At 60.5% G+C, this 14,462-nt stretch carries 14 protein-coding genes; 11 read left to right on the top strand and 3 right to left on the bottom strand.

From position 1 onward, the window contains the following. Positions 1–62: 62 nt before the first annotated feature. The gene (locus N2A98_RS25715) at positions 63–401 is read right to left on the bottom strand and encodes a hypothetical protein (protein WP_044269712.1); all 339 of its coding nucleotides are present in this window, start codon (positions 399–401) and stop codon (positions 63–65) included. Positions 402–528: 127 nt separating this feature from the next. Between N2A98_RS25715 and N2A98_RS25710 the strand changes: the two genes are divergently transcribed. Further along, a complete protein-coding gene (locus N2A98_RS25710; RefSeq protein ID WP_003195279.1) occupies positions 529–999 on the top strand; it encodes an Lrp/AsnC family transcriptional regulator in 471 nt (156 codons plus the stop codon). Between the two features lie 562 nt (positions 1,000–1,561). On the opposite strand, the gene N2A98_RS25705 is transcribed toward N2A98_RS25710, so the two are convergent. Further along, positions 1,562–2,929, bottom strand: coding sequence for a CYTH domain-containing protein (locus tag N2A98_RS25705; protein WP_056783153.1), 1,368 nt, complete (start codon positions 2,927–2,929; stop codon positions 1,562–1,564). 158 nt (positions 2,930–3,087) lie between these two features. Here N2A98_RS25705 and argE point away from each other — a divergent pair, with 158 nt between their 5' ends. Both argE and argA read left to right on the top strand, forming a co-directional pair. Further along, entirely contained in the window at positions 3,088–4,236 is a 1,149-nt protein-coding gene (gene argE, locus N2A98_RS25700; protein ID WP_003195275.1) for an acetylornithine deacetylase, read from the top strand. A 133-nt stretch (positions 4,237–4,369) separates the two neighbouring features. Beyond that, on the top strand, positions 4,370–5,668 hold the full coding sequence (gene argA / locus N2A98_RS25695) for an amino-acid N-acetyltransferase (protein ID WP_003195273.1): 1,299 nt from the start codon (positions 4,370–4,372) through the stop codon (positions 5,666–5,668). Positions 5,669–5,801: 133 nt separating this feature from the next. Here argA and tauA read toward each other — a convergent pair whose 3' ends face one another. Continuing rightward, entirely contained in the window at positions 5,802–6,788 is a 987-nt protein-coding gene (gene tauA / locus N2A98_RS25690; RefSeq protein WP_275622798.1) for a taurine ABC transporter substrate-binding protein, read from the bottom strand. Positions 6,789–7,158: 370 nt separating this feature from the next. Between tauA and N2A98_RS25685 the strand changes: the two genes are divergently transcribed. The 8 genes from N2A98_RS25685 to N2A98_RS25650 all read left to right on the top strand — a co-directional run bounded on the left by N2A98_RS25685 (position 7,159) and on the right by N2A98_RS25650 (position 14,395). After that, entirely contained in the window at positions 7,159–8,502 is a 1,344-nt protein-coding gene (locus N2A98_RS25685; RefSeq protein WP_044269685.1) for an OprD family porin, read from the top strand. Between the two features lie 274 nt (positions 8,503–8,776). Next, positions 8,777–9,415, top strand: coding sequence for a peroxiredoxin (locus tag N2A98_RS25680; RefSeq protein ID WP_003195267.1), 639 nt, complete (start codon positions 8,777–8,779; stop codon positions 9,413–9,415). A 312-nt stretch (positions 9,416–9,727) separates the two neighbouring features. Then, positions 9,728–10,321, top strand: a complete 594-nt coding sequence (gene ssuE, locus N2A98_RS25675; protein WP_020301824.1) for an NADPH-dependent FMN reductase — start codon at positions 9,728–9,730, stop codon at positions 10,319–10,321. Between the two features lie 97 nt (positions 10,322–10,418). Continuing rightward, entirely contained in the window at positions 10,419–11,387 is a 969-nt protein-coding gene (locus N2A98_RS25670; protein WP_275622797.1) for a sulfonate ABC transporter substrate-binding protein, read from the top strand. Positions 11,388–11,413: 26 nt separating this feature from the next. Further along, the gene (ssuD, locus tag N2A98_RS25665; protein ID WP_003195260.1) at positions 11,414–12,562 is read left to right on the top strand and encodes an FMNH2-dependent alkanesulfonate monooxygenase; all 1,149 of its coding nucleotides are present in this window, start codon (positions 11,414–11,416) and stop codon (positions 12,560–12,562) included. A 9-nt stretch (positions 12,563–12,571) separates the two neighbouring features. Further along, complete coding sequence (gene ssuC / locus N2A98_RS25660; protein WP_003195258.1) at positions 12,572–13,357, top strand: aliphatic sulfonate ABC transporter permease SsuC; 786 nt, start codon at positions 12,572–12,574, stop codon at positions 13,355–13,357. After that, positions 13,354–14,160 carry an aliphatic sulfonates ABC transporter ATP-binding protein gene (gene ssuB / locus N2A98_RS25655; RefSeq protein ID WP_044269683.1) on the top strand — a complete coding sequence of 269 codons (807 nt, stop codon included), beginning with the start codon at positions 13,354–13,356 and terminating at the stop codon, positions 14,158–14,160. Before ssuC ends, ssuB begins: the two co-directional genes overlap by 4 nt. A 19-nt stretch (positions 14,161–14,179) precedes the next feature. Continuing rightward, positions 14,180–14,395 (top strand): TOBE domain-containing protein, encoded by a 216-nt coding sequence (locus N2A98_RS25650; RefSeq protein ID WP_003176783.1) that lies wholly within the window; start codon positions 14,180–14,182, stop codon positions 14,393–14,395. The last annotated feature ends 67 nt before the right edge of the window (positions 14,396–14,462 follow it).

Below are 14,462 nucleotides of genomic sequence, written 5' to 3'. Positions count from 1 at the left end.
CGGGGTGTAATCCCAGGCTAGCCAACCGCTGAAGATCTGGCGTGCGCGTGTATTGCAGGTTTTTACTGCGCCATCGCCGCCAGCGCTTGGGGCCGCTCGGAATCAGCTGACCACAGCTCCAGGGTGCACACGCTGATCAGGTTTCGAATCTTTTCACCGATCACTTGGGCGCGGTGCCAGCTCAGGCCGGTCATCACGATATCGATGCTCAGCAGGTCGGCTTCCCGGTTCACGCTGACCTGGGTGGGCGTGAGCAATTGCAGCGCGAAGTAGTTCAGCACCCGGCACAGCACGTCCGGTTCGGCCTCGGCGACGATATGATAGTGCGCCCGGCAGTGGCTGCTATTGGCCGCCCACGCATCGACGCGGGTGGCAGGGTAGGCGGTTTCGACGGCGTGCATGCTGACTCTCCAAATTCGACTGGAGGAATTTTTACATTCGCCTCGGGAGATTTCTTATCTAAGATGAGCCTGTTTGGCGATAAATCGACTCAATCAATTCAAGATCATCCTATTAATGGGTACGTTTATGCACAGTGAGTTGGACGCCTACGACCGCCGCATCCTGGCCTTGCTGCAAGAGGATGCCTCGCTCTCCAGCGCACAGATTGCCGAGCAGGTCGGCCTGTCGCAGTCGCCGTGCTGGCGGCGCATTCAGCGGCTCAAGGAAGAGGGCGTGATCCGCGGCCAGGTCACGCTGCTGGACCGCAAGAAAATCGGGCTCAACACGCAGATTTTCGCCGAGGTCAAACTCAACGCTCACGGTCGCTCCAATTTCACCGAGTTCACCGAGGCGATTCGCGGGTTTCCGGAAGTGTTGGAGTGTTATGTGCTGATGGGGGCTGTGGATTTTCTGCTGCGTATCGTCACCTCGGATATCGAGGCGTATGAGCGGTTTTTCTTCGAGAAGTTGTCGATGGTGCCGGGGATTCAGGAGGTCAACTCGATTGTGGCGCTGTCGGAGATCAAGTCCACCACCAGCCTGCCAGTATTGCGCTGACAGCGAGGGCCTCATCGCGGCATAGGTATCTACACAACTTCGAGGCGACGCTGGACCTGTGGCGAGGGAGCTTGCTCCCGTGACGGCCTGACAGTCGACGCTTATCTACCTGACGCGCCACGGTCCAAATGTGGGAGCTGGCTTGCCTGCGAAGACGGCCTGACAGTCAACACAGCTGGATTGTGTACATATCCATTGCTGCGGTAACGGCTACTTAGGGTTCCGCCTGACGGCGGCTCACTTTTGAAAAGCGCAAAAGTAAGCAAAACGCTCTTGCCCCACCACTCGGCACCTCGCCTAGGCTCGGTGTGCCCGTAATCCGCCAGTGATTTGGGGGGCCGCCGCCACGCGCCATCCATGGCGCGGGGCGGCTAAACCGGCATCCCTGCCGGTTTACCCCCCAAATCCCTGTCGAATTCCGGCCAGCGTGGTTTAACGGGGCGCCTGAGATCAAAAGCAGATCAAGATCAAGAGCGGCTCGCTTCGCATCGTGGTTACCGTTGAGCGTTACAGATTTGTGTAGATACCTAAGCTCATCGCGGGCAAGCCCGCGATAGCGATATTACAGGCGCAGCAGGGTCTTCCAGGCACGATTCTGATACACCGCAATCGCCTGATGCATACGCGCATCCAGGGATTCATCGGTAATCGGCCCGTTGGCCAGGTGCGCCAGTTTGTTCAGCTCGCCGTACAAGCGGTCCAGTTCAGGAATGTCCACCACGTGGCGTGCATGGTGCAGCCAGGCCTGGATGCGTTCGATGCGCGGCAGTTGCTCGGCCAGATCTTCCGGCTGCTGCTGGTAGCGCTGCAGTTGCAGGGCGACGGCGTCGTCGGCCAACAGGCGTGGCAGCCAGTTGGTGATTTGCGCAGCGCCCTGGCGGTTGCCACGCACGTTACGTTCGGCTGTCCAGGTGCGAGCCAGCAACCAGCGCGAGAGGTTGAGTGAGAACAGGCCCCAGCGCACGTCTTGCAGCTCTTCGATGAACTGCTCGGGTGCGGCTTTGCGGATGTCTTCATCGTCGTCACCGGCCTGGACCAGCGGGCGCCAGTCTTCCAGCAACGCATCCAGGGCGCTGCGCAGTTCGCTGGTGGATTGGCGTGGCGCGGCCTGGCCGAGGCTGCCGATCAGGGCGCGCAATTCACCGAGGTTCTCGACCCAGTCTTGCAGCAGGCGCCAGTGGCCATTGAAGCGGTATTGCTCGGCCAGGCGCTGGCTGCTGCCCAGCAGGTGCCACAGGATCGCGGCGAAGGCATCGTCCAATGGCATTTCGGCGTGGATCTGTGGCGCCGGCAGGCTCAGGGAGTAGCTGCTGGCGTCATACAGGCGGTAGCCGCGTTCGGCCTTGCTGATGTCGCACGGCATCAGGGCCAGTGTCGCGGCCAGCTCGGCAGCCAATTCCAGCAGGGCAGCCGGTTCGCCTTCGCGCAGTTCCAGTTCCAGCTCGCAGATTTCTTCTTTCTGCTTGCCGACCACCACGTGGCCCAGGTCCAGGGCGGCTTCGATCACCACCTTGGCCTTGCCGCGGCCCCAGGCGATTTCGGCGCGCTCACGCACGAAGTCGGTGGTAAAGATCGGCTTGAGGGTCTTTTTGTCCAGCTCGGCCAGTTGCTCGGGCCAGCACTCGCCATCGAGTTTCTTCACGTCGAGCTTGGCTTTGGGCAGGTCCCAGTTGTATTCGTTGCGTTCCGACAAGCCGGCGACGCTTTGGCCGCGGGTTTTGAGGGTCTGGATGATGTCGTCACCGTCCTTGCGCAGGCGCAGGGCAACCTTGGCCTGGGCCAGGTCGCGCTCGGGGGTATCGAAGTACTGGTTCATCAACTCACGGCGTTCCCAGCCACTTTTGTTGCGTTTTTTCAGTAACGGGTGCTCACGCAGCGCGGCGAGTGTTTCGCGGCTGACGCGTAGCTTGATTTCGGTTTCTTTCTGCATGGCCGGAAAATCCAGGATCGGGAGCGCAGCCGGGGAAAAGTGTGGCTGCCAAGGTCGTGCAGTGTACAGGACTGAGCCCGGCAACGCGCCGCAACGGTTTATTGTGTTGCGCAGATGCCTCTATAGTGAGGTTCATCCGGGAAGTTGGGAGACCGCGCATGCCGTTACCGTCCATGAAAGAGCAGTTCGCCGCCTTGATCGCCGCGCCGTCGGTGAGTTGCACCCAGGCGTCTCTCGACCAGAGCAACCGCCCGGTGATCGACCTGCTCGCCGCTTGGCTGGGCGACCTGGGCTTTGCCATCGATATCCAACACGTCAGCCCCGGCAAATTCAACCTGTTGGCCAGCTTCGGCAGCGGCCCCGGTGGCCTGGTACTGGCGGGGCATAGCGATACCGTGCCGTATGACGCGGCGCTGTGGAAAACCGACCCGCTCAAGCTGACGGAAGTCGATGGCCGCTGGGTAGGGCTGGGCAGTTGTGACATGAAGGGTTTCTTCGCCCTGATCATCGAAGCGGTGTTGCCGCTGCTCGACCAACCCTTCAAGCAACCCCTGTTGATTCTTGCCACCTGTGACGAGGAAAGCTCCATGTCCGGTGCCCGTGCGCTGGCCGAGGCGGGGCGCCCGCTGGGTCGCGCGGCGGTGATCGGCGAGCCGACCGGGCTCAAGCCGATCCGCCTGCACAAAGGCGTGATGATGGAGCGCATCGACATCCTCGGGCGCAGCGGCCACTCGTCGGACCCCAGTCTGGGCCACAGCGCGCTGGAAGCCATGCATGACGCCATCGGCGAACTGCGGGGCCTGCGCCTGGCGTGGCAGCGCGAGTACCGCAACGCGCAATTCAGCGTGCCGCAGCCGACCATGAACTTCGGCTGCATTCACGGCGGCGACAACCCCAACCGCATCTGTGGCCAGTGCTCCCTGGAGTTCGACCTGCGACCCCTGCCGGGCATGGACCCCGAGGTGCTGCGCGCCGCGATTCGCCAGAAGCTCGAACCCGTGGCCGAGCGGCATAAGGTCAAGATCGACTACGCGCCGTTGTTCCCCGCAGTGCCACCCTTTGAGCAGCCAGAAGACGCCGAGCTGGTGAGGGTGGCGGAACGTTTGACCGGTCATCGTGCCGAAGCAGTAGCGTTCGGCACCGAAGCGCCTTATCTTCAGCGCCTCGGTTGCGAAACCCTGGTGCTCGGGCCTGGCGACATTGCCTGCGCTCACCAGCCGGGCGAATACCTTGAAATGTCACGCTTGACGCCTACAGTGCGTCTATTGCGGGAACTGATCGAACACTACTGCCTGAAACCTGCATAAATTTACCCCTGCCCATTCGTACATAAGGAGAGTGAGCGTGTCGCCAAGCCTGTTCCGACGATAACCATCAGCCGCTGTGCGCTTTCACGATTGATCCTTTATTTGGCTGCTTTTTATTACAGGCCCAGGTGTTATGCCCGAATACGTCAACTGGCTTCGTCACGCTTCGCCCTACATCAACGCCCACCGCGACTGCACCTTTGTGGTCATGCTGCCCGGCGATGGTGTGGACCACCCCAACTTCGGCAATATCGTCCACGACCTGGTGCTGCTCCACAGCCTGGGTGTGCGCCTGGTGCTGGTGCACGGCTCGCGCCCGCAAATCGAAACCCGCCTTGAAGCACGCGGCCTTACCCCGGCTTACCACGAAGGCTTGCGCATCACCGATGCCGCGACGCTGGAGTGTGTGATCGACGCGGTGGGGCATTTGCGTATTGCCATCGAGGCGCGCTTGTCCATGGACATGGCGTCCTCGCCGATGCAGGGCTCGCGCCTGCGTGTGGCCAGCGGCAACCTGGTCACCGCACGGCCAATCGGCGTGCTGGAAGGCGTGGACTACCACCACACCGGCGAGGTGCGCCGGGTCGATCGCAAGGGCATCAACCGTTTGTTGGACGAACGCTCCATCGTGCTGCTGTCGCCCCTGGGGTATTCGCCCACCGGCGAGATCTTCAACCTGGCCTGCGAAGACGTCGCTACCCGCGCCGCCATCGACCTGGGCGCCGACAAGTTGCTGCTGTTCGGCGCCGATCCCGGTCTGATTGATGAGAACGGCCGCCTGGTGCGTGAGTTGCGCCCACAACAAGTGCCCGCGCACTTGCAACGCTTGGGCAGCAACTATCAAGCCGAACTGCTCGATGCCGCTGCCGAAGCCTGCCGGGGTGGAGTAGGGCGCAGCCATATCGTCAGCTACGCCGAAGACGGCGCCTTGCTCACCGAGCTGTTTACCCGCGACGGCGGCGGTACGCTGGTGGCCCAGGAACAATTCGAACTGGTGCGCGAAGCGGCGATTGAAGACGTCGGCGGCTTGCTGGACCTGATCAGCCCGCTGGAAGAGCAGGGCATTCTGGTGCGCCGTTCGCGGGAAGTGCTGGAGCGTGAGATCGAACAGTTCAGCGTGGTCGAGCGCGAAGGCATGATCATCGCCTGCGCGGCGCTGTATCAGATCGCGGATTCGGATGCGGGCGAGCTGGCGTGCCTGGCAGTGAACCCGGAATACCGCCACGGCGCGCGCGGCGATGTGTTGCTCGAACGTATCCAGACCCGTGCACGAGCGCAGGGGTTGAAGACCTTGTTCGTGCTCACCACGCGCACGGCCCACTGGTTCCGCGAACGCGGCTTTGTACCCAGCAGCGTGGACCGCCTGCCGTCGGCGCGGGCGTCGCTGTACAACTATCAGCGTAATTCCAAAATCTTCGAAAAGGCTCTGTAACCCCGGCCCTTAAGAATGCTGCAGATCAAAATGTGGGAGCGGGCTTGCTCGCGAAATCGCAGTGTCAGTCAATACATCAATGACTGAACCACCGCCTTCGCGAGCAAGCCCGCTCCCACACTGGACCGCGTTTTTATTGTGGGATGAATTTGTCGGTCACATAGGCCGAATAATCCGGCAGCACCGTCTCCACCTTCCCCTGTTCCTTCAAGAACTTCGCCGTCTCCCCAATCGCCTTCGCCGTGCCGCCCTTGAGCAGCGCAGCGGTTTGCTGTGCCTGTGCATCCGGAAACGTCGTGCCCGCCAGTAGCTCCGGAATGTCGTCGGCATTGGAACCTGTCAATTTGGCGATTTTCTGCACCGGCTCCGAATCCACCGTCCAGCTGTCTTTGTGGGCGGCGTAGTCGGCAAAAGCATCCAGGGTGACCTTGGCGAACTTGGCCACTACGTCAGGATGTTTTTCCGCGAAATCCTTGCGCGCCACCCACACCTCAAATGTGGGTGCACCCCATTGGCCCACCTGCGCCGCGTCTGTGAGGGTTTTTCCGCTCTTGCGGATTTCGCCCAAGGCCGGCGACCACACGAAAGCCCCATCAATATCGCCGCGTTTCCAGGCAGCGGCGATTTCGGCCGGTTGCAGGTTCACAACTTTGACTTGTTTGGTGTCCAGCCCCCAGTGTTTCAGCGCGCCGAGCAGGCTGTAATGGGAGGTCGATACGAACGGGGTGGCGATGGTTTTGCCGATCAGGTCTTGGGGGTTGTCGATGCCACTGCCGTTGCGCACCACCAGGGCTTCAGAAGCGTTGATCTGTGCCGATACGATAAACGCCACAATCGGCAGGTTGCGCGACGCCGCCGCCGCAAGCGGGCTGGAGCCGAGATTGCCGATGTGTACATCACCCGAAGCGATGGCCGTGACCACCTCTGGCCCGCTGTTGAAGCGGCGCCAGGCGATTTTTTCGCCAATGGCTTTTTCGTAGAGGCCGTCGGCCTGGGGAACCTTGCTGGGATCGATGCCGGTCTGATAGCCCACCGTCAGGTCGGCGGCGTTGACACCAAAAGAAAGTAATAGCGATACAAAAACTGTAACAAATTGACGGGAGGATGTGCGTTTGGCCATGATGGCGTCGCCTTTTTGATCGTGAGTGACGTATGTAACCGTACGGCCACACTAATCGATCTAAAAAAGCACCAGTAAATACCCTTTAGGAATTAGCTTATGGAGCGGCACGTCTATCCGGACCGGCCAGCTTCACGGAAAGTCTTATTCCTGGATCGTATGAAAAAGAATGAAATAATTCTTTTTGGGTGTATGAAAAACTCATTACCCTGCAGGGACCAAATCAACTGCGATTAGACGAAGGTAGTAGACACACAAGGTTACGATTGACTTGGTAGTCACTATCTGGCGCTAATCGCGCATCTGTGGATCGAGGGCGTCAGACCCGAGACCAAAGAAATACAAAAATTAGAAATGAGAGGAGCGGTACATGAAGAAGTCCACCTTGGCTGTGGCTGTAACGTTGGGCGCAATCGCCCAGCAAGCAGGCGCTGCCGGTTTCATCGAAGACAGCAAGGCCACACTGGGCCTGCGCAACTTCTACATCAACACCGATAACCGCGAAGGCACGGCCAACCCGAGCCGCAACGAAGAATGGGGCCAAGGCTTCGATCTGCGTTTCATCTCCGGTTACACCCAAGGCACCGTTGGCTTCGGTCTTGATGCTATCGGCCTGTTGGGTATCCGCCTGGATTCGGGCGGTGGTACCAACGGCGCGACTGCCAGCTCCTACGGCGGCACCGTCTTCCCGAGCAAGTCCAATGGCGAAGCCGTTGATAACTACTCGAGCCTGGGCCTGACCGCCAAGGCCAAGATCTCCCAAACCGAACTGAAGCTGGGTACCTTGCAGCCTAAGCTGCCGGTCATCGTCACCAACGATGGTCGTATGCTGCCGCAGACCTTCCAGGGTGGCCAGATCACCTCCAGCGACATCAAGGACCTGACCCTGGTTGCCGGCCAGATCGAAAAAGCCAAGGGCCGTAACTCCAGCAACAACGAAAGCCTGTCCATCTCCGGCGCCAACAGCCGTGGCGTGAACTGGCGTTCGAGCAACAAGTTCTACTACGCCGGTGGCGACTACAAGATCACCAAGGATCTGACCGCCCAGTACTACTACGGCAACCTGGAAGATTTCTACAAGCAACACTTCCTGGGCCTGACCCACAACTGGGCCATCGGTCCTGGCGTGTTGAAGTCTGACCTGCGCTACTTCAACAGCTCCGACGATGGTAACAACGGTAACCAGTCCGCTTACTTCTCGACGGGCAACTACAGCGGCGTGAACTCCGGCCGTGGCAAAGTCGACAACAACCTGTACAGCGGCCTGTTCCTGTACTCGGTGGCCGGTCACACCTTCGGTGGCGGTTACCAGGTCAGCAACGGCAGCAGCGACTTCCCTTGGCTGAACCAGGGTGACGGCTCGTCGGCTTACATCACCACCGACATGCAAATCCAGAAGTTCGCCCGTGCCGGCGAGCGTACCTGGCAAGCTCGCTACTCCTACGACTTCGCCAAAGTCGGCGTACCTGGCCTGACCGCGGGTGTGGTTTACCTGAAGGGCGACCATATCGACACCGTCGCCAGCAACCGTACCGAGTTCACCGGCCAGTCCGAGTGGGAACGTGACATCACTGTTGCCTACGTTGTACCGGAAGGTCCGCTGAAGAACGTCGGCGTGGCGTGGAAGAACGCTATGTGGCGCAGCGACATCGCCAACGCGCGTAACCAGGACGAAAACCGCTTGATCGTCAGCTACTCGATCCCGCTGTTGTAAGACTGTAAAGCCTTGCCCGGCGCAATGCCGGGCAAGGTGTCTTGCTGTTCAAGTCGGGCTCAACCCCCGCAAGCCCTTCCTGAACCCCTCTTTTTTGCAGCGTCTCAAGGCCTTCTCGAACCTTGAAAGCGATGTTGGCCTCAGGCCGTTCCCAAGTCCAATGAACTGATTTTTAATATTCTTTTATCGTCTAGATAGATCGATATTTATTCTTTTTAAATCAGAAAAAATCCATGCACAGTGGGCTCCATAAGCACTCACCAGGAGCCACACCATGAGCCTAAGACTGGGCGACATCGCCCCCGACTTCGAACAGGATTCCAGCGCCGGCAAGATTCGTTTCCATGAATGGCTGGGCGACAGCTGGGGTGTGTTGTTTTCCCACCCGGCGGACTTCACGCCGGTGTGCACTACCGAACTGGGTTTCACCGCCAAGCTCAAGGACGAATTCGCCAAGCGGGGGGTCAAGGCCATCGCCCTGTCGGTAGACCCGGTGGACTCGCACCACAAGTGGATCGAAGACATCAACGAGACCCAGAACACCGTGGTCAACTTCCCGATCTTGGCCGACGCCGACCGCAAGGTCTCCGACCTCTACGACCTGATCCACCCGAATGCCAGCGATACCCTCACGGTGCGCTCCTTGTTCGTGATCGACCCGAACAAGAAGATCCGCCTGACCATCACTTACCCGGCCAGCACCGGGCGTAACTTCCATGAAATTCTGCGGGTGATCGACTCCCTGCAACTGACCGACAACCACAAGGTGGCGACGCCCGCCAACTGGCAGGATGGAGACGAAGTGGTGATCGTGCCGTCGCTCAAGGACGAGGAAGAGATCAAGAAACGCTTTCCCAAGGGCTATCGCGCGGTGAAGCCGTACCTGCGCCTTACCCCACAACCCAATCGTTAAGGCTGATATCGCCATCGCGGGCAAGCCCGGCTCCCACAGTTGACCGCATTCCCCTGTGGGAGCCGGGCTTGCCCGCGATAGCGGCCTTATCAACAACACATGTTTCCAAACCGTCTCACACAGCAGGGGTTTTCAGGCCGTTTCGACGGCCTTTTTTTTCGCCTGGCGATTGATTAAACGCTTATGTATTTATGGAATAAACAAATGAATAAATAAGATTTATAGATATATAAATCTGCTGATAAGGTCTATCCCATCTTGGCGCCATCGCCGTACAGCGAACCGCCGACACTTGCTCAAGGAATCTCCTGCATGCTGGTCGTAACACTTGGAGGCAGTCCCAGCCAGCGTTCCCGCTCTGGGGTCTTGCTGGATAAAACCCGTCAGTGGCTGCAACAGCAGGGCGTGGAAGTGGTGAGTTACCAGATACGGGACTTCCCGGCTGAAGACTTGCTGCATGCGCGCTTCGACAGCCCCAAGGTCATTGACCTGCTGCAACAAGTCGCCAATGCCGACGGCCTGGTGATCGCCACGCCGGTGTACAAGGCGTCGTTTTCCGGTGCGTTGAAGACCGTACTGGACCTGCTGCCAGAACGCGCCCTGGCCCATAAGGTGGTGTTGCCGATGGCGACCGGCGGCAGCATCGCCCACATGCTGGCGGTGGACTACGCCCTGAAGCCGGTGCTGTCGGCGCTCAAGGCTCAGGAATTGCTCCACGGTATTTTTGCCGAAGACAGCCAGATCGCCTATGGCGAAGGCAGCGTCCAGGCGCAGTTGGTGCCGGTACTCGAACAGCGTCTGCACGAAGCCCTGGAGCAGCTCTACAGCGCCATGGCGCGCCGGCCAAAACCGCTGGACCCTGACGTATTGAATGAACGTTTGTTGAGTGCTCGCTGGAGCATCTGAGCCTCACCCCGAAAAGCTGGAAACCCTCACCTTACTCAGCCGACAACGGCCAAGCAGGTGCAGCCAAAACCCTAATCGCACAGTTGGAGAGAGCGCCATGCGCACTGTCATCTTGCGTCGTGGTCTGGTCGCACTCTTTGCTGCGGCTGTGTCCTTCGGCGCCATTGTTCAAGCCCACGCCGCCGAGACCTTGCGGATCGGTTATCAGAAGTACGGCACCCTGGTGCTGCTCAAGGCCAAGGGCACCCTGGAAAAACGCCTGGCCGCCCAAGGTGTGCAGGTGCAGTGGACCGAGTTTCCCGGTGGCCCGCAATTGCTCGAGGGCCTGAACGTCGGCTCCATCGACTTCGGCGTTACCGGCGAAACCCCGCCGGTGTTCGCCCAGGCGGCTGGCGCCGATCTGCTCTATGTCGCCTACGAGCCACCCGCGCCTACCAGCGAAGCGATCCTGGTGCCCAAGGACTCGCCAATCAAATCGGTGGCCGAGCTCAAGGGTAAAAAGGTTGTGCTCAACAAAGGCTCCAACGTGCACTACCTGCTGGTGCGTGCCCTGGGAGACGCCGGCCTCAACTACACCGACGTGAAGACCGTATTCCTGCCGCCCGCCGATGCCCGTGCCGCGTTCGAGCGTGGCAGCGTGGACGCCTGGGTGATCTGGGACCCGTACCAGGCCGCCGCCGAGAAGCAACTGCAAGCGCGCACCCTGCGAGACGGCACCGGGATTGCCGACAACCATCAGTTTTACCTCGCCACCAAGCCCTACGCCGAACAACACCCGCAAGTGATCAAGGCGTTGGTAGAAGAAGTGCGTGCGGTAGGCGAATGGTCCAAGGCCAACCCGCATGAAGTGACTGAGCAGGTCGCCCCATTGCTCGGCCTGCCGGCAGATATCACCCTCACTTCGGTGAAACGCCAGGGCTATGGCGCGCTGTTTTTGACCCCGGAAGTGGTCGCCGCCCAGCAGAAAATCGCCGACAGCTTCTACCAACTCAAATTGATCCCCAAGCCCTTGAGCATCAAGGACGTGATCTGGACGCCACCCGCCGCGGTTGCCAAAGCGCCGTAATCCGATTTCATTCAGGAGACAACTCCATGAGCCTCAATATTTTCTGGTTCCTGCCCACCCACGGCGACGGTCATTACCTTGGCACCGCCGAAGGCGCCCGCGCCGTCGACCACGGTTATTTGCAACAAGTGGCCCAGGCCGCTGACCGCCTGGGTTTCGGCGGGGTGTTGATCCCTACGGGTCGCTCCTGCGAAGACTCGTGGTTGGTGGCAGCCTCGCTGATCCCCGTGACCCAGCGCTTGAAATTTCTGGTTGCCCTTCGCCCCGGGATCATCTCCCCGACCGTGGCCGCGCGTCAGGCCGCGACCCTGGACCGACTGTCTGGTGGCCGTGCGCTGTTCAACCTGGTCACCGGTGGCGATCCGGAAGAACTGGCAGGCGACGGTTTGTTCTTGAGCCATGAAGAACGCTACCAGGCGTCGGTGGAATTCACCCGCATCTGGCGCCGTGTCCTGGAAGGCGAGACCGTGGACTACGACGGCGAACATATCAGCGTCAAAGGCGCCAAATTGCTCTACCCACCGATTCAACAGCCACGCCCGCCGCTGTATTTCGGTGGTTCCTCCGAAGCCGCCCAGGACCTGGCGGCCGAACAAGTGGAGATGGTGCTGACCTGGGGCGAGCCGCCGGCAGCCGTCGCGGAAAAGATCGCGCAGGTACGCGCCAAAGCCGCAAAGCTGGGGCGCACGGTGCGCTTCGGTATTCGCTTGCACGTGATCGTGCGCGAAACCAACGACGAAGCCTGGAAAGCCGCCGACAAACTGATCTCCCACCTGGACGACGAGACCATTGCCCGCGCCCAGGCGTCTTTGGCGCGTTTCGATTCGGTGGGCCAGCAACGCATGGCAGCCTTGCATGGCGGTAGCCGTGACAACCTGGAAGTCAGCCCCAACCTGTGGGCCGGCGTCGGCCTGGTACGTGGCGGCGCAGGGACGGCGCTGGTGGGCGATGGCCCAACGGTTGCGGCGCGGGTCAAGGAGTACGCGGACCTGGGTATCGATACCTTTATCTTCTCCGGTTATCCACACCTGGAAGAGTCGTATCGGGTGGCGGAGCTGTTGTTCCCGCACCTGGATATCGAACGTCCCGAGCTGCCCAAAAGCGCCGGCTACGTCAGCCCGTTCGGCGAGATGGTTGCCAACGACATCCTTCCCAAAGCTGCGTCACAGAGCTGAGGCGCCGTTATGGACTTAGAAAAAATCAGCCATCGCGTGGCGCCCTGGGTGCTGCCGATCTTATTGCTGGCGGTGTGGCAGTTGTCGGTGTCGGCGGGTTGGTTGTCGACGCGCATTCTGCCAGCGCCGAGCGCGGTGATCGAAGCCGGGGTGAACCTGGTGGTCAGCGGCGAAATCTGGACGCACCTGGCCATCAGCGGCTGGCGCGCCGGCCTGGGCTTTGTGATCGGTGGCAGCATCGGTCTGGCCCTGGGCTTTATCACCGGGCTGTCGAAGTGGGGCGAGCGCTTGCTTGACAGCTCCGTGCAGATGATCCGCAACGTGCCGCACCTGGCGCTGATTCCGCTGGTGATCCTGTGGTTCGGCATCGATGAGACCGCGAAGATTTTCCTGGTGGCCCTGGGCACCTTGTTCCCGATCTACCTGAACACTTACCACGGCATCCGCAACGTCGACCCGGCGCTGGTAGAAATGTCGCGTAGCTATGGCTTGTCCGGTTTCAGCCTGTTCTGGCAAGTGATCCTGCCGGGCGCGCTGCCGTCGATCCTGGTGGGGGTGCGCTTTGCCCTGGGCTTCATGTGGCTGACGCTGATCGTGGCGGAAACCATCTCGGCAAGTTCCGGCATCGGTTACCTGGCGATGAATGCCCGTGAATTCCTGCAAACCGACGTGGTGGTGCTGGCCATCGTCATGTACGCCATCCTCGGCAAACTGGCCGACCTGGCAGCCCGTGGGCTGGAACGTGTGTGGCTGCGCTGGCACCCGGCGTATCAAGTCAAAGGAGGTGCAGCATGACCGCTCAACAACCTCCGCGCTTGTTGAAGGGCATCCCGTTGGCGGTGCGCAAATTGCGCAAGGCCTTTGGTACCCGCGAAGTGCTCAAAGAGATCGACCTGCATATTCCCGCAGGGCAGTTCGTGGCCGTGGTCGGCCGCAGTGGTTGCGGCAAAAGTACCTTGCTGCGTCTGTTGGCGGGGCTGGACAACGCCAGTGGCGGCGAGCTGCTGGCCGGCTCCGCGCCACTGCACGAAGCGATTGAAGATACGCGGTTGATGTTCCAGGAAGCGCGTTTGCTGCCCTGGAAAAAGATCATCGACAACGTCGGCCTGGGCCTCAAGGGCGACTGGCGCCCCAAAGCGCTGGAGGCGCTGGAAGCGGTCGGCCTGGCCGAGCGCGCCAATGAGTGGCCGGCGGCGTTGTCCGGCGGCCAGAAACAGCGCGTGGCACTCGCCCGGGCGTTGATCCACCAACCGCGCTTGTTGCTGCTCGATGAGCCGCTGGGCGCACTGGATGCCCTGACCCGCATCGAGATGCAGCAACTGATCGAGAACCTGTGGCGCAAGCACGGCTTCACGGTGCTGCTGGTGACCCATGACGTCAGCGAAGCCGTGGCGATTGCCGACCGCGTGATTCTGATTGAAAACGGCGAAATCGGCCTCGACCTGAACATCGACCTGCCACGCCCACGGGCCCGTGGTTCACACCGCCTGGCCGCGCTGGAAGCCGAAGTGCTCAACCGCGTGCTGTCGCTACCCGGTTCCCCACCGGAACCCGAACCTGTTTCACCGCTGCCGACGCAATTGCGTTGGGCTCAATAACTCACACAGGAAACACATCATGACGATTAAAGCCATCAACGTGCGTAACCAGTTCAAAGGCACCATCAAGGAAATCGTGGTCGGCGACGTGCTGTCGGAAATTGACGTGCAGACCGCATCCGGCATCGTCACCTCGGTGATCACCACCCGTTCGGTCAAGGAGCTGGAGCTGGTGATCGGCAGTGAGGTGATTGCCTTTGTGAAGTCCACTGAGGTGTCGATTGCCAAGTTGTGATTGGCGTCGGCCTTGAGGCCGCTTTCGCAGCGATGCGGCGACCCGACAAGCCAGCTCCCACATTTGA

The sequence above is a fragment of the Pseudomonas sp. FJ2-5-13 genome (genome assembly GCF_029201605.1).
GTDB lineage: Bacteria > Pseudomonadota > Gammaproteobacteria > Pseudomonadales > Pseudomonadaceae > Aquipseudomonas > Aquipseudomonas lactis.
This window is presented reverse-complemented; position numbering and strand designations above follow the sequence as displayed.

Coding starts and splice junctions, on each gene's coding strand:
- ssuE (WP_020301824.1), top strand. CDS start 9,728: ATGCTGGTCGTAACACTTGGAGGCAGTCCCAGCCAGCGTTCCCGCTCT.
- N2A98_RS25670 (WP_275622797.1), top strand. CDS start 10,419: ATGCGCACTGTCATCTTGCGTCGTGGTCTGGTCGCACTCTTTGCTGCG.
- ssuC (WP_003195258.1), top strand. CDS start 12,572: ATGGACTTAGAAAAAATCAGCCATCGCGTGGCGCCCTGGGTGCTGCCG.
- N2A98_RS25705 (WP_056783153.1), bottom strand. CDS start 2,929: ATGCAGAAAGAAACCGAAATCAAGCTACGCGTCAGCCGCGAAACACTC.
- ssuB (WP_044269683.1), top strand. CDS start 13,354: ATGACCGCTCAACAACCTCCGCGCTTGTTGAAGGGCATCCCGTTGGCG.
- N2A98_RS25685 (WP_044269685.1), top strand. CDS start 7,159: ATGAAGAAGTCCACCTTGGCTGTGGCTGTAACGTTGGGCGCAATCGCC.
- N2A98_RS25710 (WP_003195279.1), top strand. CDS start 529: ATGCACAGTGAGTTGGACGCCTACGACCGCCGCATCCTGGCCTTGCTG.
- ssuD (WP_003195260.1), top strand. CDS start 11,414: ATGAGCCTCAATATTTTCTGGTTCCTGCCCACCCACGGCGACGGTCAT.
- tauA (WP_275622798.1), bottom strand. CDS start 6,788: ATGGCCAAACGCACATCCTCCCGTCAATTTGTTACAGTTTTTGTATCG.
- argA (WP_003195273.1), top strand. CDS start 4,370: ATGCCCGAATACGTCAACTGGCTTCGTCACGCTTCGCCCTACATCAAC.
- N2A98_RS25680 (WP_003195267.1), top strand. CDS start 8,777: ATGAGCCTAAGACTGGGCGACATCGCCCCCGACTTCGAACAGGATTCC.
- N2A98_RS25650 (WP_003176783.1), top strand. CDS start 14,180: ATGACGATTAAAGCCATCAACGTGCGTAACCAGTTCAAAGGCACCATC.
- N2A98_RS25715 (WP_044269712.1), bottom strand. CDS start 401: ATGCACGCCGTCGAAACCGCCTACCCTGCCACCCGCGTCGATGCGTGG.
- argE (WP_003195275.1), top strand. CDS start 3,088: ATGCCGTTACCGTCCATGAAAGAGCAGTTCGCCGCCTTGATCGCCGCG.